Origin of the sequence: Achromobacter ruhlandii (assembly GCF_002082135.1) — a bacterium.
Classification (GTDB): Bacteria; Pseudomonadota; Gammaproteobacteria; order Burkholderiales; family Burkholderiaceae_B; genus Achromobacter; species Achromobacter ruhlandii.
Map to the genome: position 1 here is coordinate 4,465,570 of NZ_CP017433.1, position 24,070 is coordinate 4,489,639.

At 69.5% G+C, this 24,070-nt stretch carries 26 protein-coding genes; 16 read left to right on the forward strand and 10 right to left on the reverse strand.

Features of this window, described 5'->3' with window-relative positions; all coding sequences use genetic code 11:
• Positions 1-1,075: DUF748 domain-containing protein (locus AruCF_RS20175; RefSeq protein ID WP_157130071.1), on the reverse strand; the 1,075-nt coding region annotated here is incomplete at its 3' end.
• Between the two features lie 327 nt (positions 1,076-1,402).
• Here AruCF_RS20175 and moaC point away from each other — a divergent pair.
• Genes moaC through AruCF_RS20200 form a run of 5 tightly spaced genes read left to right on the forward strand, consistent with a single transcriptional unit; the run spans position 1,403 to position 4,343 of the window.
• Positions 1,403-1,891: a cyclic pyranopterin monophosphate synthase MoaC gene (moaC, locus tag AruCF_RS20180; RefSeq protein ID WP_049075645.1), complete on the forward strand. Its 489-nt coding sequence runs from the start codon at positions 1,403-1,405 to the stop codon at positions 1,889-1,891.
• Positions 1,872-2,123, forward strand: coding sequence for a MoaD/ThiS family protein (locus AruCF_RS20185; RefSeq protein ID WP_020926652.1), 252 nt, complete (start codon positions 1,872-1,874; stop codon positions 2,121-2,123). The genes moaC and AruCF_RS20185 overlap by 20 nt, the downstream gene beginning before the upstream one ends.
• 5 nt (positions 2,124-2,128) lie before the next feature.
• Positions 2,129-2,611, forward strand: a complete 483-nt coding sequence (locus tag AruCF_RS20190) for a molybdenum cofactor biosynthesis protein MoaE (RefSeq protein ID WP_049075647.1) — start codon at positions 2,129-2,131, stop codon at positions 2,609-2,611.
• Positions 2,608-3,132, forward strand: coding sequence for a molybdenum cofactor biosynthesis protein B (gene moaB, locus AruCF_RS20195; RefSeq protein WP_049075648.1), 525 nt, complete (start codon positions 2,608-2,610; stop codon positions 3,130-3,132). Before AruCF_RS20190 ends, moaB begins: the two co-directional genes overlap by 4 nt.
• A gap of 5 nt (positions 3,133-3,137) precedes the next feature.
• Positions 3,138-4,343 (forward strand): molybdopterin molybdotransferase MoeA, encoded by a 1,206-nt coding sequence (locus tag AruCF_RS20200; protein ID WP_049075650.1) that lies wholly within the window; start codon positions 3,138-3,140, stop codon positions 4,341-4,343.
• On the opposite strand, the gene mobA is transcribed toward AruCF_RS20200, so the two are convergent.
• Genes mobA through AruCF_RS20215 form a run of 3 tightly spaced genes read right to left on the reverse strand, consistent with a single transcriptional unit; the run spans position 4,328 to position 7,150 of the window.
• Positions 4,328-4,951 carry a molybdenum cofactor guanylyltransferase MobA gene (mobA, locus tag AruCF_RS20205; protein ID WP_080977474.1) on the reverse strand — a complete coding sequence of 208 codons (624 nt, stop codon included), beginning with the start codon at positions 4,949-4,951 and terminating at the stop codon, positions 4,328-4,330. The genes AruCF_RS20200 and mobA overlap by 16 nt on opposite strands.
• Positions 4,944-6,038 (reverse strand): GTP 3',8-cyclase MoaA, encoded by a 1,095-nt coding sequence (gene moaA, locus AruCF_RS20210; RefSeq protein ID WP_049075652.1) that lies wholly within the window; start codon positions 6,036-6,038, stop codon positions 4,944-4,946. The genes mobA and moaA overlap by 8 nt, the downstream gene beginning before the upstream one ends.
• Before the next feature lie 35 nt (positions 6,039-6,073).
• Positions 6,074-7,150: a substrate-binding domain-containing protein gene (locus AruCF_RS20215; protein ID WP_049075654.1), complete on the reverse strand. Its 1,077-nt coding sequence runs from the start codon at positions 7,148-7,150 to the stop codon at positions 6,074-6,076.
• A gap of 157 nt (positions 7,151-7,307) precedes the next feature.
• Between AruCF_RS20215 and AruCF_RS20220 the strand changes: the two genes are divergently transcribed.
• From AruCF_RS20220 to AruCF_RS20250, 7 genes are all read left to right on the forward strand, one after another.
• Entirely contained in the window at positions 7,308-7,865 is a 558-nt protein-coding gene (locus AruCF_RS20220) for a formate dehydrogenase subunit gamma (protein ID WP_049075655.1), read from the forward strand.
• Positions 7,862-9,433: a formate dehydrogenase beta subunit gene (locus tag AruCF_RS20225; protein ID WP_049075656.1), complete on the forward strand. Its 1,572-nt coding sequence runs from the start codon at positions 7,862-7,864 to the stop codon at positions 9,431-9,433. The genes AruCF_RS20220 and AruCF_RS20225 overlap by 4 nt, the downstream gene beginning before the upstream one ends.
• A 13-nt stretch (positions 9,434-9,446) precedes the next feature.
• Positions 9,447-12,323, forward strand: a complete 2,877-nt coding sequence (gene fdhF / locus AruCF_RS20230) for a formate dehydrogenase subunit alpha (protein ID WP_049075657.1) — start codon at positions 9,447-9,449, stop codon at positions 12,321-12,323.
• 24 nt (positions 12,324-12,347) lie between these two features.
• The gene (gene fdhD, locus AruCF_RS20235) at positions 12,348-13,184 is read left to right on the forward strand and encodes a formate dehydrogenase accessory sulfurtransferase FdhD (RefSeq protein WP_083036833.1); all 837 of its coding nucleotides are present in this window, start codon (positions 12,348-12,350) and stop codon (positions 13,182-13,184) included.
• Positions 13,185-13,189: 5 nt separating this feature from the next.
• Positions 13,190-13,447: a formate dehydrogenase subunit delta gene (locus tag AruCF_RS20240; RefSeq protein ID WP_006390923.1), complete on the forward strand. Its 258-nt coding sequence runs from the start codon at positions 13,190-13,192 to the stop codon at positions 13,445-13,447.
• A 146-nt stretch (positions 13,448-13,593) separates the two neighbouring features.
• Complete coding sequence (locus tag AruCF_RS20245) at positions 13,594-15,261, forward strand: OFA family MFS transporter (protein ID WP_049075660.1); 1,668 nt, start codon at positions 13,594-13,596, stop codon at positions 15,259-15,261.
• Between the two features lie 154 nt (positions 15,262-15,415).
• A complete protein-coding gene (locus AruCF_RS20250) occupies positions 15,416-16,546 on the forward strand; it encodes a methyltransferase (protein ID WP_049075661.1) in 1,131 nt (376 codons plus the stop codon).
• 57 nt (positions 16,547-16,603) lie between these two features.
• Here the strand turns inward: AruCF_RS20250 and AruCF_RS20255 are convergent, their stop codons facing one another.
• Genes AruCF_RS20255 through AruCF_RS20265 form a run of 3 tightly spaced genes read right to left on the reverse strand, consistent with a single transcriptional unit; the run spans position 16,604 to position 18,425 of the window.
• Positions 16,604-17,293: a DUF1345 domain-containing protein gene (locus AruCF_RS20255; protein WP_049075663.1), complete on the reverse strand. Its 690-nt coding sequence runs from the start codon at positions 17,291-17,293 to the stop codon at positions 16,604-16,606.
• 32 nt (positions 17,294-17,325) lie between these two features.
• Positions 17,326-17,850 (reverse strand): chromate transporter, encoded by a 525-nt coding sequence (locus tag AruCF_RS20260; RefSeq protein ID WP_049075665.1) that lies wholly within the window; start codon positions 17,848-17,850, stop codon positions 17,326-17,328.
• Positions 17,847-18,425: a chromate transporter gene (locus tag AruCF_RS20265; protein ID WP_049075667.1), complete on the reverse strand. Its 579-nt coding sequence runs from the start codon at positions 18,423-18,425 to the stop codon at positions 17,847-17,849. The genes AruCF_RS20260 and AruCF_RS20265 overlap by 4 nt, the downstream gene beginning before the upstream one ends.
• A 128-nt stretch (positions 18,426-18,553) precedes the next feature.
• On the opposite strand from AruCF_RS20265, the gene AruCF_RS20270 reads away from it, so the two are divergent.
• From AruCF_RS20270 to AruCF_RS20285, 4 genes are all read left to right on the forward strand, one after another.
• Positions 18,554-19,480: a LysR family transcriptional regulator gene (locus tag AruCF_RS20270; protein ID WP_049075668.1), complete on the forward strand. Its 927-nt coding sequence runs from the start codon at positions 18,554-18,556 to the stop codon at positions 19,478-19,480.
• A 38-nt stretch (positions 19,481-19,518) separates the two neighbouring features.
• On the forward strand, positions 19,519-20,322 hold the full coding sequence (gene murI, locus AruCF_RS20275) for a glutamate racemase (RefSeq protein ID WP_049075670.1): 804 nt from the start codon (positions 19,519-19,521) through the stop codon (positions 20,320-20,322).
• A 134-nt stretch (positions 20,323-20,456) separates the two neighbouring features.
• Positions 20,457-20,882, forward strand: coding sequence for a universal stress protein (locus AruCF_RS20280; protein ID WP_049075673.1), 426 nt, complete (start codon positions 20,457-20,459; stop codon positions 20,880-20,882).
• Positions 20,883-20,892: 10 nt separating this feature from the next.
• A complete protein-coding gene (locus AruCF_RS20285) occupies positions 20,893-21,321 on the forward strand; it encodes a universal stress protein (RefSeq protein ID WP_049075675.1) in 429 nt (142 codons plus the stop codon).
• A 90-nt stretch (positions 21,322-21,411) separates the two neighbouring features.
• On the opposite strand, the gene AruCF_RS20290 is transcribed toward AruCF_RS20285, so the two are convergent.
• The 3 genes from AruCF_RS20290 to AruCF_RS20300 are packed head-to-tail and all read right to left on the reverse strand — an operon-like array spanning position 21,412 to position 23,800.
• Positions 21,412-22,794 (reverse strand): ATP-binding protein, encoded by a 1,383-nt coding sequence (locus AruCF_RS20290; protein ID WP_049075677.1) that lies wholly within the window; start codon positions 22,792-22,794, stop codon positions 21,412-21,414.
• Positions 22,791-23,453: a response regulator transcription factor gene (locus AruCF_RS20295; protein WP_049075679.1), complete on the reverse strand. Its 663-nt coding sequence runs from the start codon at positions 23,451-23,453 to the stop codon at positions 22,791-22,793. Before AruCF_RS20295 ends, AruCF_RS20290 begins: the two co-directional genes overlap by 4 nt.
• Entirely contained in the window at positions 23,453-23,800 is a 348-nt protein-coding gene (locus AruCF_RS20300; protein ID WP_144419158.1) for a PepSY domain-containing protein, read from the reverse strand. Before AruCF_RS20300 ends, AruCF_RS20295 begins: the two co-directional genes overlap by 1 nt.
• Positions 23,801-24,070 lie beyond the last annotated feature (270 nt).

Genomic DNA, 24,070 nt, shown 5'->3' on the forward strand with positions numbered 1-24,070 from the left:
GGCCGCCCAACTGCTTGAGCTTGTCGACCACGTCCTGCCAGTTCAGGTGCTGGTTGCTGTAACGGCGCGCATACACCTGCGGCGCCCACAGGTCGACGCTGCCCACGTACACCTGGCGCGCGATCGGTTCGAGTTCGAGGCGGGTGACGGTCAGCGCGCTCCAGGCCGCCAGGCTCTCGCCGGCGCTGTCGCGCAGGTCGAACTGGCGCAGGCCCAGGTCGCCGACCACGCGGATCTTGGGCGGCGCGTCCTTGGGCTGCTCGAACACGACCTGCAGGTTCGAGTCGAGCAACGCGCGTTCGAGCTTGAACGGCAGCGGCATGGGCCAGACGTCGGCCCATTTTTCCAGTTGCAGGCCGCTGAAGGCCACCCGCAGCGTCGACGATGGCACCTTGTCGAAAGGCCGCGCCACGCCGGTCAGGTCGAACGGGCTGCCGTTGATGCGCAGGTGCAGGCGCGGCTGCACGTCGATGTCGGTGGCATAGCCGAAGGTGGAGATGAACGGCACGCCGATGGCCAATTCGTCCACCACCTGCTTGCGGCCGGTGACTTTGTCATCGAGCGTGATGACGCCACCCTCGATCACCATGTTGTTCAGCGAGAAGCGCGGCAGGCCTTCATCGGGCTTGGGCGGCTCGTCCGGCTTGGGGGCGGTCATCTCGGCCACGCGCTGCTGCACGTCGGAGAAGTTGAAGCGGGTGACATCCTCGCGCACGATCGACAGCGTCGGCGAGCGCAGGGTGAAGCGGTCGACCACCGGCGCGAACCAGAACAGCGAGGTCCAGGCGGCGCTGACGTTCAGTTCCGAGGCCTTGAACAGGGGCGTCTGCGAGCCGGGCTGCGCCACGGCGAGATCGCGCGCGCGCACGGTCAGGGTGAAGGGATTGAAGGTGATCTTGCCGACGGCCACGTCGCGGCCCAGCATCTTGGCCACGTCCTGGGTCAGCACGTTGTGCAGCACCTTGGGCACCTGCCAGGCGGCGATGCCACAGAGAATTAGCGCCGTGGCCACGACGCCCAAGAGGATCTTGCCTAAGCGGCGGGTGAACCGGAACTTGGGCATCCGCAAGGGCATTGTGCGTCTCCTGGTACGAATCGAAGGTCATTATCGCGTCCTTCGAGCAAATTGGGGGGCTTTTTGCAACGCGCCATCGCGGCCGCGGCGCCACAAGCGCAAATGCCCCCGCAGGGGCACGAAAGCACGCAAGCCACGGTCAGCGCGGCATCCCTGCGCGGCCTGAAAGCAGGTCCACGGGCGCGGCGCCCAGGCCAAGAAGGCCGCGCTTATCTTTCCTCAAAGCGCGGCGGCTGGCGGCTCGTCTATCATAGGCGCATCAGCGGCCCGCCACGGCCTGCCGGGACCGCTCTTTTCAATCATTAACAATTCTCGATCCCGATTCCCATGTCCACGCCCGCCCCCACCTTGAGCCACCTGGATGAAGCCGGCCAGGTCCGCATGGTCGACGTCATCGGCAAGACCGACACCGAACGCGTCGCCATCGCCACCGCCAGCGTCCGCATGAACGCGGTGGCCTACGGCCTGCTGACGCAGCCCGGCCAGGGCAAGGGCGAAGTGCTCAACACCGCGCGCGTCGCCGCCATCCTGGCGGCCAAGCGCTGCGCCGAGCTCATCCCCCTGTGCCACAGCCTGCCGCTGTCGTTCGTCGGCGTCGAATTCGCGCTGGACGACGCGGCGCACCGCATCGACATCCTGGCCACCTGCCGCACCAGCTACAAGACCGGCGTCGAAATGGAAGCCATGACCGCGTGCAGCGTCGCCGCGCTGACCATCTACGACATGTGCAAGGCGGCCGACAAGGGCATCGTGATCGAACAAGTTCGCCTGAAGTACAAGGCGGGAGGTAAAAGCGGTGAATGGCGCAACGATTAACCTGCTGTATTTCGCCCGCGTCGCCGAACTGGTCGGCAAGCGCGCGGAGGCCTGGCCGCTGGACGGCGAGTCCACCGGCGCGCAGTTGCTGGCCGCGCTTGGCGAACGCTATCCGCAGCTGGCCCCGGCCGGTCGCCTGAAGCTGGCCATCAACCAGACCCACGCCAAGCCGTCGGCGCCGATCCGCGCGGGCGACGAGGTGGCGGTGTTCGAACCCGTCACCGGAGGCTGAGCGCCATGGTCATCGTGCAGGAAGCCGACTTCGACGGCGCCGCGCTCACCGCCGCCCTGCGCGCCAGCGCCGGGCCGGGCGTGGGCGGCATCGTCACCTTCGTGGGCTACGTGCGCGACTACGCGCCGGACACGCCCACCGACACGCTCTACCTCGAACACTACCCCGGCATGTGCGAGCGCGAGCTCGAAGACATCGCCGCCACCGCCCGCGCGCGCTGGAACCTGGACGGCACGGTGATCGTGCACCGGGTCGGCGCCCTGGCCCGCAATGCCCAGATCGTGTTCGTGGCCGCGGCCAGCGCCCATCGCGGCGACGCCTTTCGCGGCTGCGAATTCATCATCGACGCGCTCAAGACCCGCGCGCCCTTCTGGAAGCGCGAGACCCTGGCGGGTGGCGACAGCTTCTGGGTGGAACAGCGCCAATCCGACCAGGACCGCACGCAGTCCTGGGACGCCGACACCCCGCCCCCCAAGGAGACTCCATGAACGACGCCTCCCCCGTCTCGCTGGCCTGCGCCGTGCTGACGGTCAGCGACACCCGCAGCGCCGGCGACGACACCTCCGGCAACCTGCTGGCCAACAGCCTGGCCCAGGCCGGCCACCAATGCGTGCGGCGCGACATCGCCAAGGACAACCTCTACCAGATCCGGCGCGTCATCAGCGACTGGATCGCCGACCCTGAGGTGCAGGTCATCCTGACCACCGGCGGCACCGGCTTCTCGCACGGCGACCATGTGCCGCAGGCCATCCTGCCGCTGCTGGACCGCGAGATTCCCGGCTTCGGCGAACTGTTCCGCCAGATCTCCTACGAGGAAATCGGCAGTTCCACCATCCAGTCGCGCGCCTTTGCCGGCGAGGCCAACCAGACCCTGCTGTTCTGCCTGCCCGGTTCGAACAACGCCTGCGAAACCGCCTGGAACCGCATCATCCGCGAGCAGCTGGACAGCGGCCACCGCCCCTGCAATTTCGCCACGCACTTCCAACCCCGCGACCAAGAAGACCACTGATACCCATGCTGGATTTCGACCAAGCCCAGACCCTGCTGGCCAACGCGGCCGCCCCCCTCGCGCGCCGCGAACACGTCGGCCTGGACGAAGCGCCGGGACGCGTGCTGGCGGCCGACCTTGACGCCACGGTGGACATTCCGCCGGCCGACAACAGCGCCATGGACGGCTATGCGCTGCGCCTGGCCGACTGGCAGCCGGGCGCGCGCCTGCCGATCCAGCAGCGCTGCTATGCCGGCGACACGCCCGAGCCGCTCAAGCCCGGCCACGCCATCCGCCTGTTCACCGGCAGCCTGATTCCCGCAGGCGCCGATGTGGTGGTGATGCAGGAAGACACGCACGAGGCCGACGAGCAGGTCGAGATCACGCGCCAGCCCCGTCCCGGCCAGCACATCCGCCTGCGCGGCGAAGACACCCTGGCCGGCGCCCCGCTGCTGCCCGCCGGCACGCAATTGCAGGCCGCCCACGTGGCGCTGCTGGCCTCGCAGGGCCTGGCCAGCGTGCCGGTCTACGGCCGCCTGCGGGTGGGCATCCTGACCACCGGCGACGAGCTGGTGGCGCCCGGCGGCGCGCGCGAACCGGCGCAGATCTACAACTCCAACGGCCCGATGCTGGCGGCGCTGGTGCGCGGCATGGCCGCCGAGCCGGCCTTGGTGCTGCATGCCCGCGACACCGAGGACGACCTGCGCGGCGCTTTCAAGACGCTGCTGGCCGAATGCGACCTGGTGCTGAGCGTCGGCGGCGTGTCGGTCGGCGAGCGCGACCTGGTCAAGCCGGCCCTGGCCGCGCTGGGCGGAGAACTGTCGCTGTGGAAGGTGCGCATGAAGCCGGGCAAGCCGGTGGCGCTGGCCATGATCGGCGACAAGCCGGTGGTCAGCCTGCCGGGCAATCCGGTGTCGGCCTACGCGGTGTTCGCGATGCTGGTGTCGCCGCTGGTGCGCCGCATGCAGGGCCGCGAGGAACTGTTCCCGCCGGTGAGCCGGCTGCCGCTGCGCACCGAGCATCCGCGCCTGGACAGCCGCGAGGAATTCCTGCGGGTGCAGCGCCGCGCCGCCGACGACGGCAACGCCGAGCTGGTGCCGTACGGCCACCAGGGGTCGGGGGTGATCAGTTCATTACCGTGGTCGACCGGCCTGGCGCGCCTGCCGGCCGACGTGCAGGTGCAGGACCGCGACCGCGTGCCCTACTACGACCTGCGTCACTGGCTGGCGTAGCGCTCGGCCGCCGCCAGTTCCTCGGGCGTGTTCAGGTTCATGAACGCGCCGGGCGCGTCATCGAACGGCGCGCCCACGCCTCCCACGCGCGACTGCCACAGGCCGACCTTGCGTTCGCCGGCCGCGAGATAATCGCGCAGCGCCGGCAACAGCGACGCGCGCAGCGCCATGCACGCCGGGTGGCGCTGGCCGCCGGCCACCGCATAGGCCAGCGGCGCCCCCGCCGCTTGCGCCGCCGCGATCAGGCGCTGGGTCAGGTCGGCCGGCAGGAACGGGGTGTCGCAGGGCGTCACCACCAGCCACTCGCACGGCGCGGCCGCCGCCAGGCCGGCGGCCAGGCCCGCGAGCGGCCCCTGCCAGGCGCCCAATTCGTCGGTATCGTCGGCCACCACCCGCCCATAGCGCGCGTAGCTGTCGGCATTGCGGTTGGCGCTGAGAAGCAGCGGCCCGACCTGCGGCGCCAGGCGCCGCGCTACGTGCGCCACCAGCGGCTCGCCACGCAGCAGGACCAATCCCTTGTCGCTGCCCCGCATGCGCGAGCCCTGGCCGCCGGCCAGGATCAGGCCGGCCACCTGTTGCCGGTCGAAAACGGGCGCGGGGTCAACCACCGATGTAGCTCATCTCGACCTTGCGGGCCGGGTCGGCCATGTTGCGGCCGCGCTGTTCGGAATAGTTGTCGCCGCGGGCGGCCCAGATTCCAGTGAGGATGGCGGCCAGTTCGTCGTCGCTGGCGCCGTCGCGCAGCGGCGCGCGCAGGTCGTGGCCTTCGTGGCCGAACAGGCACAGGAACAGCTTGCCTTCCGGCGACAGGCGCGCGCGCGTACAGCCGCCACAGAAGGCATGGGTGACGCTGGAGATGACGCCGATCTCGCCGCCGCCGTCGCGATAACGCCAACGCTCGGCGACGCGGCCCATGTCGTCGGTGGAGATCGGTTCCAGCGGATGAATCGCGCCGATGCGCGCCAGCACTTCCTCGCTGGGCACCACTTCGGTCAGGTTCCAGCCGTTGGTGTTGCCCACGTCCATGTATTCGATGAAACGCAGGATGTGACCGCTGCCGCGGAAGCGCTCGGCCATTGGCAGGATCTGCGCGTCGTTCAGGCCGCGCCGCACCACCATGTTGACCTTGACGGGCGCCAGCCCGGCCGCCGCGGCGGCGTCGATGCCGCGCAGCACGTCGTCGGGCGTGAAGCCGCTGTCGCTCATGTCCTGGAACATGCTGGCGTCCAGCGCATCCAGGCTGACCGTGACGCGCTTCAGGCCCGCGTCCTTGAGCACCGCGGCCTTGCGTTCGAGCAGGCTGCCGTTGGTGGTGAGCGTCAGTTCCAGCGGGCGGCCGGCGGGCGTGCGCAGCCCCGACAACAGGCCCACCAGGTTTTCCACATGCTTGCGCAGCAGCGGCTCGCCGCCGGTCAGGCGGATCTTCTCGACCCCCAGCCGGGTGAAAACGCCGGCCAGCCGCGCGATTTCCTCGAACGACAGCAGGTCGGCATGCCGCATGAAGACGTAGTCGCTGTCGAACACCTCGCGCGGCATGCAGTAGGTGCAGCGGAAATTGCAGCGATCGGTGACCGAGATGCGCAGGTCGCGCAGCGGCCGCGCGCGCCGGTCGAGCGCGGGCTGGCCCGCGGGCGGCGGCGCCAGGGGCGCCGGACGCTCGGTGCGGCGATCAGCCAGGAGGATCACTTTGCTCATGGGAACATCATAGCCCGGCGCACACGGCGGCGCGCCTAGGAAAATGCCTCTTCAAGGGTCTGCAGGCGGCCGGTATCGCGCGCGTCGTAGCCGACCAGCTGGCCGACGTAGCCGACATAGTCGGGGCTGCGCATGATGGACAGCAGGTCGCGCATGGCGGGCGTCTCCAGCGCGTTCTTGCGGATGGCGAAGAAATAGCGCTCGCGCACCAGCGGAATGAAATCCAGGCCGAAGCGGCAGGCGGCGGTCTCCACGCCCACGCCGGTGTCGGCCATGCCGCTGGCGATGTGGGCGGCGATCGCCATGTGCGTGAATTCGTTGGTTTCGTAACCCTGCACTTCACTGATCGAGACGCCGGCGCGTTGCAGCATCAGGCCGATCAGGTAACGGGTGCTGGAACCGATCTGGCGATTGACGAAGCGCACGTCCTGGCGCGCCAGGTCGGCGATGCCGTGGATCCGCTTGGGGTTGCCGCCCACGACGAACAGCCCGGTATTGCGCACCGCCAGATGAATCAGCAGGTACTCGTCGGCGTGCAGCCACTGGGCGTAGCGTTCCATGATCGGCGCCTCGAAGTCGCCCAGCGGCACCTGGAAGCCCGCCAGGTCGCATTCGCCGCGCTCGAGCGAGGCCAGCGCCTCGATCGCGGTGCGATAGCGCAGTTCCAGGCCGGGCTTGCGCCCGCCCATGTGTTCCATCAGCGATTCCACCGCGAACCCGTGGCTGGCGTGCAGCCGCAGGTGCGGACCGTTTTCCGGCAGCAGCCGCGCCAGTTCTTCCTGCAGTTCGGAGGCCAGGCTGTCGAGCGTGGGCATCAGCCGCGCCTCGATGCGGCGATTGGCCCACAGCAGGCGCTGCGCGAACGGCGACAGTTGCGTGCCCTGGCGCCGGTTGGTGATCAGCAGCTGGGTGCCGAAGATGCCCTCGAACCGCCGCAGCACGCCCCAGGCGTGCCGGTACGACAAATCACAGGCGCGGCAGGCGCCGGCGATGTTGCCGGTGGCGTCGATGGCGGCCAGCAACCCCAGCATGTCCTGCAGCGGCACGGGGGCGCCGTCGTCTCCACCCAAGGTCCATTGCGGCCGCAGGCCGATTCGGAACTTATATGTCATTTATTTCTTATTGAAGGCGATTAATTACCTGTTTAGAGTACACAAATAACGCGAGGCAAGGGAAATTTATATGTTTTTCATTGCATATAAATCAACCTGACCTCCCATCACAACAGCCCCCACCCTACGGGGCCCAGCACTCCTGGAGGAGACCGCCATGCGCCAGCGCGAGGCAAAATCCGATCTGGCTTCCACCGGCGGCGCCCGTGGCGGCGCCATGGCCCTGGACGCCGCCCAGGCCTCCGCCAGCCCCGCCGTGGCGGCCACCGCCCGCATCCTGGCCCGCCTGAAAGACCAGCCCGGCCCCTTGCTGCCGGTGTTGCACGCGGTCCAGCACGAACTGGGCTGTATTCCGGCCGAGGCGGTGCAGACCATCGCCGAGGCCCTGAACCTGTCGCGCGCCGAAGTCCATGGCGTCATCACCTTCTATCCCCACTTCCGCAGCGAACCCGCCGGGCGCCACACGCTGGAAGTGTGCCGCGCCGAGTCCTGCCAGGCGATGGGCGGCGAACAACTGGCCGCCCATGCGCGCCAGGCGCTGGGCTGTGATTTCCACGCCAGCACGCGCGACGGCGACTTCACGCTGGAGCCGGTGTACTGCCTGGGCCTGTGCGCCCAGTCGCCGGCGGTGATGCTGGACGGCCAGCCGCACGCCCGCGTCACCCCGGCCAAGCTCGACCGCCTGCTGCATCGCGCGCGGGAGGCCGGCCAATGAGCGCTCCCACCCTGATCTACGTGCCGCGCGACGCCGCGGCGCTGGCCATGGACGCCGACGCCGTGGCCGCCGCCATCGAACTGGCCGCCGACGAACGCGGCCTGGCCGTGCAGGTGGTGCGCAACGGTTCGCGCGGCCTGCTGTGGCTGGAGCCGCTGGTGGAGGTAGGCACGCCCGCGGGCCGCGTGGCCTACGGGCCGGTGCAGCCCGAGGACGTGCCGGCGCTGTTCGACGCCGGCTGGCTGACGGGCGGCGCGCATCCGCTGGGCCTGGGCCTGACCGAGGAAATTCCGTATCTCAAGCAGCAGGAACGCCTGACCTTCGCCCGCGTCGGCGTGATCGATCCGTTGTCCCTGCAGGATTACGCCGCGCACGGCGGCCTGCAGGGCCTGAAGCGCGCGCTGGCCATGGAGCCGGCCGCCATCGTCGACGAGATGGTCACCTCCGGCCTGCGCGGACGGGGCGGCGCGGCCTTTCCCACCGGCATCAAGTGGAAAACGGTGCTGGGCTCGCCGGCCGACCGCAAGTACATCGTCTGCAACGCCGACGAGGGCGATTCGGGCACCTTCGCCGACCGCCTGCTGATGGAAGGCGACCCCTACGTGCTGATCGAGGGCATGACCATCGCCGGCCTGGCGGTGGGCGCGACCTACGGCTACATCTACGTGCGTTCCGAATACCCGCACGCCATCGCCACGCTGGAGGCCGCCATCGAACGGGCGCGCAGCGTCGGCTGGCTGGGCGACGACGTGCACGGCAGCGGCCGCCGCTTCGACCTGGAAGTGCGCAAGGGCGCCGGCGCCTATATCTGCGGCGAGGAGACCTCGCTGCTGGAGAGCATCGAGGGCAAGCGCGGCGTGGTGCGCGCCAAGCCGCCGCTGCCGGCGATCTCGGGCCTGTTCGGCAAGCCCACGGTCATCAACAATGTGATCTCGCTGGCCACGGTGCCGATCATCCTGGCCAAGGGCGCGGCCTATTACCGCGACTACGGCGTGGGCCGCTCGCACGGCACCCTGCCCTTCCAGTTGGCCGGCAACCTCAAGCAGGGCGGGCTGGTGGAAAAGGCCTTCGGCCTGAGCCTGCGAGACCTGCTGTATACCTTCGGTGGCGGCAGCGCCTCGGGCCGGCCGCTGCGCGCGGTGCAGGTCGGCGGCCCGCTGGGCGCCTACCTGCCGGAATCGCAATGGGACGTGCCGCTGGACTACGAAGCCTATGTCCAGATCTCGGCCATGATCGGCCACGGCGGCCTGGTGGCATTCGACGACACGGTCGACATGATGCGCATGGCGCGCTATGCCATGGAGTTCTGCGCCATCGAATCCTGTGGCAAGTGCACGCCCTGTCGCATCGGGTCGACCCGCGGCGTGGAGACCCTGGACAAGATCGCCGCCGGCGGCCCGGGGCGCGAACAGCAGGTGCACCTACTGCGCGACCTGTGCGACACCATGCTGGGCGGATCGCTGTGCGCGCTGGGAGGCATGGCGCCCTATCCGGTGCTGTCCGCGCTGAACCACTTCCGGCGGGACTTCGGTATCGAGTCCTCGCAGTCCGCCGCCCATCCCGCCTGAAGCCGAGACCGCCATGCTAGAAACCGTCATCAAGCGCGACCGCGACCTGGGCACCCCGGCGCGGGTGTCCGAAAAAACCGTCACCCTGACCATCGACGGCCAGGAAATCACCGTGGCCGAAGGCACCTCGCTGATGCGCGCGGCCGCCGAGGCCGGCATCAACATCCCCAAGCTGTGCGCCACCGACAGCCTGGAGCCGTTCGGCTCGTGCCGCCTGTGCCTGGTGCAGATCGAGGGCCGCCGCGGCTATCCCGCCTCGTGCACCACGCCGGCCGAGAACGGCATGGTGGTGTTCACCGAAACGCCCAAGCTGCACGACCTGCGGCGCGGGGTGATGGAGCTGTATATCTCCGACCACCCGCTGGACTGCCTGACCTGCCCGGCCAACGGCGACTGCGAACTGCAGGACATGGCCGGCGTGGTGGGCCTGCGCAACGTGCGCTACGGCTATGACGGCGCCAACCACTTGAAGAGCGAGAAGGACGAGTCCAATCCGTACTTCACCTACGACGCCTCCAAGTGCATCGTCTGCAACCGCTGCGTGCGCGCCTGCGAGGAAACCCAGGGCACCTTCGCGCTGACGATCTCGGGCAAGGGCTTCGAATCGCGCGTGTCGCCGGGGCAGGATCAGCCGTTCCTGGAGAGCGAATGCGTGTCCTGCGGCGCCTGCGTGCAGGCCTGTCCGACCTCGACCCTGCAGGAAAAGACCGTCATCATGATGGGCCAGGCCGAGCATTCGGTGGTCACCACCTGTGCCTATTGCGGCGTGGGCTGCGGCTTCAAGGCCGAGATGAAGGGCCAGGAAGTGGTGCGCATGGTGCCGTGGAAGGACGGCCAGGCCAACCGCGGCCACTCCTGCGTCAAGGGCCGCTTCGCCTGGGGCTACGCCACCCATAAGGAACGCGTGCTCAAGCCGATGATCCGCAAGCGCATCACCGACTCCTGGCGCGAAGTGTCGTGGGAAGAGGCGATCGAGTACGCGGCTTCCGAATTCCGCCGCATCCAGGGCCAGTACGGCCGCGACGCGGTCGGCGGCATCACCTCGTCGCGCTGCACCAACGAGGAAACCTGGCTGGTGCAGAAGCTGGTGCGCGCCGCCTTCGGCACCAACAACGTCGACACCTGCGCCCGCGTGTGCCATTCACCCACGGGTTACGGCCTGAAGCAGACGCTGGGCGAATCCGCCGGCACCCAGACCTTCGACTCGGTGATGCACACCGACGTGGTCATCGTCATGGGCGCCAACCCGTCCAGCGGCCACCCGGTGTTCGCCTCGCGCCTGAAGCGCCGCCTGCGCCAGGGCGCGCGCCTGATCGTGATCGACCCGCGCCGCATCGAGCTGGTGAGTTCGCCGCACATCAAGGCCGACTTCCACCTGCAGGTGCGGCCCGGCACCAACACCGCGCTGCTGTCATCGATGGCGCACGTGATCGCCACCGAAGGGCTGATCGACGAGGCCTACGTGGCCGAGCGCTGCGAGGCCAAGGCGTTCGAGGAATGGCGCGACTTCGTCTCGCTGCCTGAGAATTCGCCCGAAGCCATGGCCGAGATCACCGGCGTGCCGGCGCAGGCCGTGCGCGGCGCGGCGCGCCTGTTCGCCACCGGCGGCAACGGCTCGATCTACTACGGCCTGGGCGTGACCGAGCACAGCCAGGGATCGACCACCGTCATGGCCATCGCCAACCTGGCCATGGCCACCGGCAACGTCGGCCGCGAAGGGGTGGGCGTGAACCCGCTGCGCGGCCAGAACAACGTGCAGGGCTCGTGCGACATGGGCTCGTTCCCGCACGAGCTGCCGGGCTACCGCCATATTTCCGACAACGTGGCGCGGGCGCAGTTCGAGCAGGACTGGGGCGTGACGCTGCAACCCGAGCCGGGCCTGCGCATTCCCAACATGTTCGAGGCCGCGCTGGGCGGCACCTTCAAGGGCCTGTACTGCCAGGGCGAGGACATCGTGCAGTCCGACCCCAACACGCAGCACGTGGCGGCGTCGCTGGCGGCAATGGAATGCATCGTGGTGCAGGACCTGTTCCTGAACGAGACCGCCAAGTACGCGCACGTGTTCCTGCCGGGTTCGTCGTTCCTGGAAAAGGACGGCACCTTCACCAACGCCGAGCGCCGCATCTCGCGCGTGCGCAAGGTGATGGAGCCGAAGAACGGCAAGGCCGACTGGGAAGTGACCGTGGCGCTGTCGAACGCGCTGGGCTATCCCATGAACTACCGCCACCCGCGCGAGATCATGGAAGAGATCGCGCGCCTGACGCCGACCTTCAGCGGCGTCAGCTACGAGAAGCTGGACAAGCTGGGCAGCCTGCAATGGCCATGCAACGACGACGCGCCCGAGGGCACGCCGATCATGCACATCGACAGCTTCGTGCGCGGCAAGGGCAAGTTCATGATCACCAAGTACGTGCCGACCGACGAGCGCAGCACGCGCCGCTTCCCGCTGCTGTTGACCACCGGCCGCATCCTGTCGCAATACAACGTGGGCGCGCAGACCCGCCGCACGCCCAACGTCATGTGGCACAGCGAGGACGTGCTGGAGATCCATCCGCAGGATGCCGAGGACCGTGGCGTCGCCGAAGGCGACTGGGTCGGCATCCAGAGCCGCTCGGGCGAGACCGTGCTGCGCGCGACCCTGACCGACCGGGTGCAGCCGGGCGTGGTATACACCACCTTCCACTTCCCCGAGTCCGGCGCCAACGTCGTCACCACCGACAGTTCCGACTGGGCCACCAACTGCCCCGAGTACAAGGTCACGGCCGTACAGGTCACGCGCGTGTCCCAGCCGTCGGAATGGCAGCGGCAATGGTCGCGCTTCGCGGACATCCAGCAGAAGCTGCTGCGTGAACGCTCGCGCGAGAACGAGGCCACGCTGGCGGGGAAATAACCCCGACAGTTGGCCGGAGCCCTCATGGACCATCGCCCTTCCTCCTCCGCAGACCGCCACGATTGCGTGGCGGCCCAGGTGACCCGCGTGCGGGCCGGCGCCATCGCGCCCGGCACCGAAGGCGACAACCTGGCCGAGGAAACGCCGGTGGCGCTGGAGTTCAACGGCATCAGCCACGCCACCATGCTGGCCACGCCCGCCGACCTGGAGGACTTCGCCGTCGGTTTTTCGCTGTCGGAGGACATTATCGACAGCGTGACCGACGTGCGCGGCATCGACCTGCTGCCGCAATGCGACGGCGTCGTGGTGCAGATCGAGATATCCAGCGCCTGCGAGGCGCGGCTGAAATCGCGCCGCCGCGCCATGGCCGGGCGCACCGGCTGCGGGCTGTGCGGCGTCGAGACGTTGCCCGAGGTGCTGCGGCCGGTGGCGCCGGTGCCGGCCGGCGCGCCGCTGCCGGTGGGCGCGGTGCTGCGGGCGATGCGCGACATGCGCGCGCGCCAGGCGCTGCATGACTTGACCGGCGCCACCCACGCCGCCGGCTGGGCCGACGCCAGCGGCGCCGTGGCGCTGGTGCGCGAGGATGTGGGCCGGCACAACGCGCTCGACAAACTGGTCGGCGCGCTGGCGCGCCAGGCCCTGCCCGCCGCGCACGGCGTGGTGCTGGTGTCCAGCCGCGCCAGCTTCGAGATGGTGCAGAAGACCGCCGCCGCCGGCGTCGGCATCCTGGCGGCGGTATCTGCCCCCACCGGGTTGGCCGTGCGCCTGGCCGACAGCGCCGGCATCGCGCTGCTGGGCTTTCTGCGCAACGACGACGCGACCCTGTATTCCCACCCCGAACGCATCACTTCGCAGACCTGACACGCATGGAAATCGGCAACCTGATCCGCATGGCCAACCGCATCGGCCAATTCTTCGAAGCCATGCCGCTGCGCCCGGAAGCGGTGGAAGGCGTGGCCAACCATATCCACAAATTCTGGGAGCCCCGCATGCGCAACGAGCTGCTGGACTTCCTGGCGCGGCAGCCCGATGGCGACGCCGGAGAACAGCAATTGCATCCGCTGGTGCTGGAGGCGGTGACGCAGAACCGCGAACGCCTGACACCGCTGGCGCGCGTGCCCTGACCGATTGACGCGTCCACACCGATCCGCGTGCCCGCGACGGCGCGCGGGCGCAGCAAGCTTTACCGCAGCAAAGGGTTCAACAAGAGACGGCGGGACTGGATTTCTCCAGCCAACGCCGCTATAAAGCCGCACCCCGAGGAGACCTCATGGAAAGCACTGCAACGCTAGACCTGCCCGGCGCCAAGCCGGGCTTCCTGGACAAGGAACGCACCATCGCCGGACCGGGTTTTTCCCGCTGGCTGGTGCCCCCGGCCGCCCTGGCCATCCACCTGTGCATCGGCATGGCCTATGGCTTTTCGGTGTTCTGGCTGCCGCTGTCCAAGGCGGTCGGCGGCGCCCAGCCGCTGGCCTGCCCGGCCGACATGAGCCTGGTGGCCGAGCTGTTCACCACCAGTTGCGACTGGCGCATCTCCACCATGGGGTGGATGTACACGCTGTTCTTCGTGCTGCTGGGCTGCTCGGCGGCGCTGTGGGGCGGCTGGCTGGAGCGCGCCGGTCCGCGCAAGGCGGGCGTGGTGTCGGCGCTGTGCTGGTGCGGCGGCCTGGTGATCTCGGCGGCCGGCGTCTACCTGCACCAGATGTGGATGCTGTGGCTCGGCTCGGGCGTGATCGGCGGCATCGGCCTGGGGCTGGGCTACATCTCGCCGGTCAGCACGCTGATCAAGTGGTTCCCGGACCGCCGCGGCATGGCGACCGGCATGGCCATCATGGGCTTTGGCGGCGGCGCCATGATCGGCGCGCCGCTGGCCGACCTGCTGATGCGCCAATTCGCCACGCCGACCTCGCCGGGCGTGTGGCAGACCTTCCTGACCATGGCGCTGGTGTACTTCATCTTCATGATGTCGGGCGCGCTCGGCTACCGCGTGCCGCCCACCGGCTGGAAGCCGGCGGGCTGGACCGCCCCCGCCAGGCACGCCAACAACGCCATGATCACCCAGGGCCACGTGCACGTGAAGCGGGTCTGGGGCGTGCCGCAGTTCTGGCTGGTGTGGCTGGTGCTGTGCCTGAACGTGACCGCCGGCATCGGCATCCTGGGCATGGCCTCGCCGCTGCTGCAGGAAGTATTCGGCGGCGGCCTGATCAACAAGCCGGAGCTGGGCTACGGCCAGCTCGACAAGGCCCAGCTGGCGGCCATCGCCGCCATCGCGGCGGGCTTCACCGGGCTGCTGAGTCTGTTCAACATCGGCGGCCGCTTCTTCTGGGCCAGCCTGTCGGACAAGCTCGGCCGCAAGATGACCTACCTGATCTTCTTCGTGCTGGGCTTCGCGCTGTACGCGGCGATTCCCTGGACCGCGCACATGGGCGCGCTGGCGCTGTTCGTGGCGGCCTTCTGCGTCATCCTGTCGATGTATGGTGGCGGCTTCGCCACCGTGCCGGCCTACCTGGCGGACCTGTTCGGCACGCAGATGGTGGGCGCCATCCACGGCCGCCTGCTGACGGCGTGGTCGGCCGCGGGCATCTTCGGGCCGGTGCTGGTGAACTACATCCGCGAATACCAGCTGTCCATCGGCGTGCCGCGGGCGCAGGTGTATGACATCACCATGTACATCCTGGCCGGCATGCTGGTGCTGGGCTTCCTGTGCAACCTGGCGATCCGCCCGGTGAACCCCAAGTACTTCATGAGCGACGAGGAACTGGCGCGCGAAAAGGCCCTGGCGCATGAGCGCGCGGCGGCGGCCGAGACCCTCGGCGTGGGCGCCTCGACCTTCCGCACGCCGGCGGCGCTGGTGCTGTTCGCCTGGGCCTGCGTCGGCATCCCGCTGGCCTGGGGCATCTGGATCACGCTGCAGAAGGCCGTGGTGCTGTTCCACTGATACGGCCCCGACGGGCGGCGCCAGGCGCCGTCCGCCGCCCTCAAGGCGCGAAGCTGCTACATTGGCAGCCCGCGCCTTGTTTTCTTTTCCCCCCTGGATTTCCCCGTTTCATGACCGTCCTGCCCCTGAAGCCCGCCTTGTCCGGAGCGTCCCGTTGACCCTGCCTGAACTGCATTGGACCGAGGGCGAAGCCCCGGACCAGACCCACCACACCGCCCGCTGGCGCTCGGAATCCGGCGCCACGCCGCCCAAGCGCGTGGTACTGGCCGACGACCGCACCACGGCGGACGTGGCCTATCGCCTGGCGTGCGAAGGCGTGGGCCTGCTGTGGCGCGGCGACTTCCAGAATGCGCGCCAGTTGTTGCAGGCGATCACGCGCCGCGTGGACAAGCGCCCGCGCAAGCCGGTCGAAACCATGCTGGAGGCCTTCAACCAGCATCGCCAGATCCAGTCGCAGCGCGCCCGCATCCTCGGCATGCTGCTGATTCCGTTCGACGCCGGCCACGGCATTTCGCTGCGCCGCGCGCCGGACGCGCGGCAGGCCTGCGAAGCAGCCCACGGCCCCGCCGACGAACCGTACGTGGCGTCGCTGCGCGAACTGCTGGGCCTGATCGGCGCCTTCGAATGGCGCAAGAAAGGCGTGGAGATTCCCGCGCTGGACAACCGCATCCACCCGCACTACGGCGTGTTTTCGCCGCTGCGGGGCGAGTACATCGACCTGGTGGCGCGCACCCCGATGCCGCGCGGCAGCGTGGCCTTCGATATCGGCACCGGCACCGGCGTGCTGGCGGCGGTGCTGGCGCGCCGCGGCGGCAAGCGCGTCATCGCCACCGACATGGACCCGCGGGCGCTGGCCTGCGCCCGTGAGAACCTGGAGCGGCTGGGCCTGGCCAAACAGGTCGAGGTGGTCCAGGCCGACCTGTTCCCCGAAGGCCGGGTCTCGCTGGCCGTGTGCAACCCGCCGTGGCTGCCGGCCCGCCCCAGCTCGCCGGTCGAGCACGCGGTCTACGACCCCGACAGCCGCATGCTGCGCGGCTTCCTCAATGGGCTGACGGCGCACCTGACGCCCAACGGCGAGGGCTGGCTGATCCTGTCGGACCTGGCCGAACACCTGGGCCTGCGCACCCGCGAGCAATTGCTGGAGATGATCGAGCAGGCCGGCCTGCGCGTGGTGGAGCGCATCGACACCCGGCCCACGCACGGCCGCGCCAAGGATCCCGACGATCCCTTGTACGCGGCGCGCTCGAAGGAAGTCACGTCGCTGTGGCGGCTGGCGGCGGCCTGAGCGCGCGCCGCCCGTCGTTCGGCACATGCAGAAGCCCGGCTCCCCGGCCGGGCTTTTTCATGCCCGCCCCGCCGCGACGTTGACGCTGATGGCGATGATGAAGACGTTGAAGAAAAACGCGATGACGCTGTGCACCAGCGCCGTGCGCCGCATCCGCCGGCTGACGATCTGCACGTCGGAAACCTGGAAGGTCATGCCCAGCACCAGGGCGAAATAGGCGAAGTCCCAGTAGTCGGGATCTTCCTTGCCCGGGAAGTCCAGGCCCTTGTGCATGGCATTGCGATGACTGTAGTAGCCATGCGCGTAATGCAGCGCGAAGATCATGTTCATGTAGAGCCACGACAGCACGATGCTGATGGCGGCCGCCACCAGATCGGCCACGCCCTCGGCGCCGCCGACCGCGCGCATTTCGGTCCACAACGCCGCCATCACCAGACACGACAGCGCCACGCTGCTCCAGAGCACCGCGCCGCGGCCGACGTCGACCTGCTGCGCCCGCACCCGCATCATGGCCGGGGTGGCCTTGCCGAAGGCGGCGGCGGTCAGCAGCAGGAACACCAGCGCCGCCACGTCGAAAGCCAGCAGCCCCGCGCGGCTGGGCGTCAGGCCGACCCGCCACAGCGCGCCCGCCAGGGCGGCAAACAGCAGGCCGCACAGCACCAGCCGCCGGTGCGCATGGAAGAAGGGCAGCGGCTCGACCTCGGTCGAGGGCGATTCGATCTGCGGATCCTTGGCCGGCGGCGACATGGCGGACTCCCAGTGTGGCAGGAGCCTAAACGCTAACCGATAGCGAGCAATCCGACCAGCGCCCCGCCGAACAGCAGCCACAGCGGATGGATGCGGGTAAAGCTGCCCAGCAGCGCGGCCACGGCGGTGATCGCGCCGAGCAGCCAGGTATGGGCCGAGGCCTCGGTGATGAGCGCGGCGCTGGCGGCCACCAGCCCGACCGTCATGGGGAAGATGCCGGCCTGGATCACGCCGCGCCAGGGGCGATCCTTGAAACGTTCCCACAAGCCGAGCGCGAGAATGGTGATAAGGGACGAAGGTCCGAACTTGGCCAGGGTGGTGACCAGCATGCCGGCCCAGCCCGCCACGTGCCAGCCCACCAGCGTCACGACCATCAGGTTGGGGCCGGGCGCCGCCTGGCCCAACGCGAACAGCGCGGAGAAGTCGGCGGCCGTCATCCAGCCGTGCACTTCCACGACCTGGCGCTGCATTTCCGGCAGGATGGTGTTGCCGCCGCCAAAGGCCAGCACCGACAGTTGCGAAAAGATGATGGCCAGGGCGATCAGGGTCTGCATCATCGACGTTGCCTCCAGACCAGCAGGATGCTCAACGGTGTCAGCACCGCCATGGTCGGCAGCAGCGGAATGCGCAGCACCGCGATGGCGATGAAACAGGCGGTGGCCACCACGCCGGCCAGCCAGTCGCGGCGCTTGACCACCGGCAGGCCGATCTTGACCGCCATCGAGATCAGCAAGCCCGCCGCGGCGGCGGCCAGGCCGGCGAACAGGTGCTGGATGTGCGGGTCGTTCTGGAAGCGGTCGTAGACCATGCCCAGCAGCACCACGATGGCCGAGGGCGCCAGGATCAGGCCCATCAGCGCCGCGAAGGCGCCGCGCGGGCCGCGAAACTTCATGCCCAGCGCCACCGACAGGTTGATGATGTTGCCGCCCGGCAGGAACTGGCACAGGCCCAGCAGGTCGGTGAATTCGGCGCCGGACAGCCAGCGGTGCTTTTCGACCACCATGCGGCGCGCCAATGGCAGCGCGCCACCGAAGGCGGTCAGGCCGAGCATGAGGAATCCGTGGAACAGTTGCCCGCAGGTGGGCGGCGGCCGCGTGGCGGCGTCGGGGGAATCAGGTGCTGCTGCGTTCATTGTCGTGTGGGCGCGGTGGCCGCCAGGCGCCGGCGCCAGCGCCGGGTGTGAAGAGATAGCTCGCAGCCTACTCCCGGGCCTGGATAATGTCTAATATATGACCTGTTAAACATTCATATCCATTACATATGGCTTCCGTCGACCTGCGGCTGTTGCGCTATTTCCTGGCAGTGGCCGAGGAATCCCACCTGACCAAGGCCGCCGCCCGGCTGGGCATCCGCCAGCCCCCACTCAGCCAGCAGATCCGCGCGCTGGAACAGGAACTGGGCGTCACGCTGTTCCACCGCCTGCCGCGCGGCATGGAACTGACCGAAAGCGGCCGCGCCCTGCAGGCCGACGCGCGCAGCATCCTGGCGCTGGTCGACCAGGCGGTCGATGGCGTGCGGCGCGTATCCCTGGGCGAGGCGGGCCGGCTGACCGTCGGCTTCACCGGCTCGGCCGCGTTCCACCCCTTCGTGCCGTCCGTGATCCGGCGGTTTCGCGAAAGCGCGCCGCAGGTGCGGCTGGTGCTGGAGGAAAGCAGCACCGGCGAACTGATGGAGGACGTGCGCGACGGCCGCGTCGATGTCGCCTTCATCCGCGGCGCCCACGGCGTCGACCGGGGCGTGGCGGTCGAGACGGTGCTGGAGGAAAGCATGCTGGCCGCCTTTCCGGCCGACCATCCCATGGTCAAGGGACGCGCGCGCAAGCGCATCGCGCTGTCGGAGCTGGCCGAGGAATCGCTGATCCTCTACCGCCGCCACAGCGGCCCGGGGCTGTACGACGCCATCATCTCGGCCTGCCGCGCCGCCGGCTTCAGCCCGCGCGTGGCGCAGGAGGCGCCGCGCATGCTGTCGACCCTGAGCCTGGTGGCGGCCGGGCTGGGCGTGTCGCTGGTGCCGGCCTCGCTGCGCCGGGTCAACATCGAGGGCGTGGTGTACGTCAACGTCAGCGGTCCGGCCGAAATGCGCGCCCCGCTCACGCTGATCTGGCGCGACGCGCCGCTGACCGGCGCGATCCGCCGCCTGATCGAGGAAGTGCGGGCGCACCGCGAAGCCGAGGTCCCGGCGCGATAGCGCTACACTGGCCTCCCCCCAGTCCCAGCCGCATCCCCATGCCCGCCCCCCCTCCCATCGGCGTATACGACTCCGGCGTCGGCGGATTGAGCGTGCTGCGCGCCATCCGCGAGGCCCTGCCGCGCGAGCACCTGCTGTACGTGGCGGATTCCGCCCACGTGCCCTACGGCGAGAAGACGCAGGAATACGTCCAGCAAAGGGCCCTGGCCATCGCCGACTACCTGGTGTCGCGCCAGGCCAAGGCGATGGTGGTGGCCTGCAACACCGCCACCGCCGCCGCCATCGCTACGTTGCGCGCCCGCCATCCGGACCTGGTCATCATCGGCGTGGAGCCGGCCATCAAGCCGGCGGCGCACCTGACGCGCAGCGGCGTGGTGGGCGTCTTCGCCACCACCGGCACGCTGGCCAGTCCCAAATTCGCCGCCCTGGTGCAGCGCGAGGCGCCCGAGATCCGCATCCTGTTCCGCCCCTGCCCCGAATGGGTGCTGCAGGTGGAACGCGGCGAGATCCAGGGCGAAGCCGCCGCCCGGGTCGTGGCCGCGCCGGTGCGCGAACTGCTGGGCCAGGGCGCTGATGCGCTGGTGCTGGGCTGCACCCATTTCCCATTCCTGCATGACGCGATCCAGGCCGCCGCGGGCCCCGCCGTGCCCTTGCTGGAGACCGGCGGGCCGGTGGCGCGGCGCCTGCGACACCAGTTGCAGGAACGCGGACTGCTGGCGGCCGCCGGCCCCGGCGCGCTGGAACTGGCGACCACGGGCGAGGCCGCCGCGCTGGGCCGCCTGGCCACGCAATTGCTCGGCCAGCCGGCGACCGCGGCGCGGGTGCCCCCGGGCTGGTGCTGACGGCGCGTTCGCGTTTCCTTTGATTGCGCGCATCCCGCCGCCGCCCGCGCGGCGGAATAATTGCGTAAAGTGGAGTTGTCGCGGCGCCGCCATGACGTGGCCGCCGCGGGCTCGCGGACAACAAGGAGACGTCGATGAAACGCATTCTGATCCCGGTGGACGGCTCGCGGCATGCCGTCCACGCCGTGCGCGCCATGCTCGATGCGCGCGCCTATGACCCCGTCGAACGCGTAGAGCTGCTGACCGTGCAGGTTCCACTACAGGCCGGCAAGATCGGCCGCGGCCTGTCGCAAGCCGATATCGACGCCTACCACCAGGAGGAAGGCGAAGCGGCGCTGCGCGACGCCAGCGCGCTGCTGGCCGAGGCCGGCGTGGCGTTCGGCGAGCGCATCGAGATCGGCGCGGCGGCCGAGACCATCGCCCGCGTCGCCGCCGAGATCGACGCCGACGAGATCTACATGGGCACGCGCGGCCTGGGCTCGGTGGCCGCGCTGTTCATGGGCTCGGTCGCCACCAAGGTCCTGCACCTGACGGAATTGCCCGTCACCCTGGTCAAGTAAAGGAGCCGCCATGCTAAACATCCTCGTCCCGGTCGACGGTTCCGACAATGCCAACCGCGCCGTGCTGCACGCGCGCCAGCTGGCCCAGGGCGCGGCCGACGCGCGCATCCACCTGCTCAACATCCAGACGCCGCCGCAGGGCCGCGCCGGCCTGTCGCGGCTGGTCACGCAGGAAATGATCGACGAATATTACGTGCGCGAGGGTCAGGAAGCCGCCGATGAGGCGCGCAAGCTGCTCGATGTCACCGGCACCGACTACACCAGCCACGTCGAATTCGGCCGGCCGGCCGTCGAGATCCACGCGTATGCGCAGGAACACCGCTGCACGCGCATCGTCATGGGCACGCGCGGCCATGGCGCGCTGGCCGGCATGCTGATCGGCTCGGTCGCCAACCAGGTGGTGCAACTGGCCGAGGTGCCGGTGACGCTGGTGCGCTGAGCGCCGACGACGGCGTCAGGCGTCGGGCCACAGGCGGCAACGCTGGCCGGCCAACTGCGCCGGCCGCCCGGCCCGGCGCCGGCGGTTCAGCTAGGCGCCGGTCGGCAGTGCCGGCAGGATCAGCGTCACGCGCAACCCGCCCAGCGGCGATTGTCCGGCGCTGACCTCGCCGCCGTAGGTGCCAGCCAGATCGCGCACGATATCCAGCCCCAGGCCCGAACCCGGGCGCTGCTCGTCCATGCGCACACCGCGCTCGAAGATGCGTTCGCGCTCGTCCTCGGAAATGCCCGGGCCGTCGTCGTCGATCACGATGCGCAGGCGGTCGGGCGCGTCTGCCTGGGCGCCGATCCGCACGCGCCGCGCGGCCCATTTACAGGCGTTGTCGAGCAGGTTGCCAACCATCTCCTGCAGGTCCTGCTCCTCGCCACGGAACTCAAGCCGGTCGGAGAATTCGTCCATCTCCAGCGCCAGCCCGCGCGCCGCGTACAGGCGCTGCATGACGCGCAACAGCGCCTGCAGCGGCGCCCGCAGCGGCGTGCGTCCGCCCGCCGTGCCGGAAGCGGCCGCGGCCCGCGCGCGCGCCAGATGGTGGTCGATCTGGCGCTGCGCCATGGCGACCTGTTCCCGCACCAGCCGGGCGAACGCGCCCTCTTCGCGCGCCGCCGCGTTGCCCAGGATGGTCAGCGGCGTCTTGACCGCGTGCGCCAGGTTGCCGGCCTGGGTGCGCGCCCGTTGCACGATATCGGCGTTGACCGCCAGGACGCGGTTGAAATCGTCGACCAGCGGCTGGATCTCGCTGGGAAAACGGCCCTCGATCCGCACGCTGTTGCGGCCCTGCTGCGCGGCGAGCTGGCGCCGCAGCCGTCCCAGCGGCCGCAGCCCCACCGCCACCTGCACCACCGCCGCCACCACCATTCCGGCCGCGAGCGCGCCGAGCGACCACAGCAGCATGTGGTCGAAGCGTTCGATCGGTTCGGCCAGCACCGCGCGGTCGGCGGCCACCACCAGGCGCAGCGAACCGGCGTCGCTGTCCTCGGGCTTGAGCAGGCGCGTCAGCGCGCTCAGGCGGTGATTCTCGGGCCCGGCGATGTCGTAAAGACCGTCGGCGTCGTCTACCGAGGGCAGCGTCAACACCTGGTCCCACAGCGAGCGCGAGCGCGCCACGCCGGCGGCCACCACGCGGCCGCTGTCATCGAGGCGGTCGATCTGCCAATACAGGCCCGACAGCGGCTGCTCCAGGCGCGGGTCGCTCAGCGGCGAGGCCACCGTCGGGCGGCCGTCCGGCGCCACGCTGACCGCCGCCGTCAGCTGGTTCATGTGCAGCGCCAGTTCGGTCCGCAGTTGTTCGGTGATGTGCTGGCGGAACAGGTTGCCCAGCCCCCATCCGGCCAGCACGACGATCGCCGCGATCCAGGCGAGCGTGCCGGCCAGCATGCGCCAGCGCAGCGACCCCGGCGCGCGCGGCGACGTCATGAGGGACAGGCGAGCCGGTAGCCGAGCCCGCGCACGGTCTCGATGGTGTCGGCCGGCAGCTTCTTGCGCAGGCGGCCGATGAACACGTCGATGGTGTTGGAATCGCGATCGTGGTCCTGCGCGTAGATGTGTTCGATCAGCTCGCCGCGCGAGACCACTTCGCCGGCGCGCTGCATCAGCACCGCCAGCACCTTGAATTCATGGCTGGTGAGGTTCAGCGGCAGGCCATCGACCGTGGCGCGGGCCAGCCGCGTGTCGAGCATCAGCGGGCCGCAGCGCCATTGCGCGCTGGCGTGGTGGCTGTGGCGGCGCAACAGCGCCCGCACGCGCGCCAGCAGTTCTTCCATGTGGAAAGGCTTGGTCAGGTAGTCGTCGGCGCCGGCGTCGATGCCGGCGACCTTTTCGTGCCAGTTGGAACGCGCCGTCAGGATCAGCACCGGCATGCCGCGCCCGGCCGCGCGCCACTGCTTGAGCACCGTCAGGCCGTCCATCACCGGCAGCCCCAGGTCCAGCACCACCACGTCGTAGGTCTCGACCTCGCCCATGTAGTGGGCGGTGCCGCCGTCGGCCGCCGTGTCGACGGTGTAGCCGCCGTGGCGCAGCGCCTCGGCCAGTTGCGACGCCAGGGTCGGTTCGTCTTCGACGACAAGTATGCGCATCAGTGTCGGTTCCGGAATTGGATGTCGCGCCCCTTCATGCCCAGCACGGCGCCGTCGCGCGCATCGATCTTCAGCTTGACCAGATTGCCGCCGGGCTGCAGCAGGCGGATCTCGTACAGGAAGAGGCCGTCATCCTCTTCGAATTCCACCTTGACCACCTGGCCGGGATAGTCGCGTTCGACGATATCGAGCACGGACCGCAACGGCAGCACCTTGCCGGCCTGCAAGGCCTGGCGCGCCTGTTCGTGGTCGCTTTCGTCGGCGCGGCCGGTGCCGGGCCCGACGGCCAGCGCCAGGGCCAGCGCAAGGCCGGTCAGCCAGATTCCGATACGAAGGCGTGCGGTCATGGGGATTCCGTCGGGCGGTCGCGTCCAGGGTAACCCGGCGCGCGGGGGAAAAACAGGGGAATGCAAGCGTCTCATTTATAGCGTGTCGAACATGAACGGCGGGTGAATGACGGTTTCAGAACGGGTTCATGCGCCCCCCGAATAATGACGTCATGGCCGATCCACGGCCCCACTTCGACCCTCAGGAGAAAACCGCATGAACCCGATCCGCAAAACCCTGACCGCCCTGGCCATCGGCGCCGCCACCCTCACCGGCGCCGCCGCGCTGGC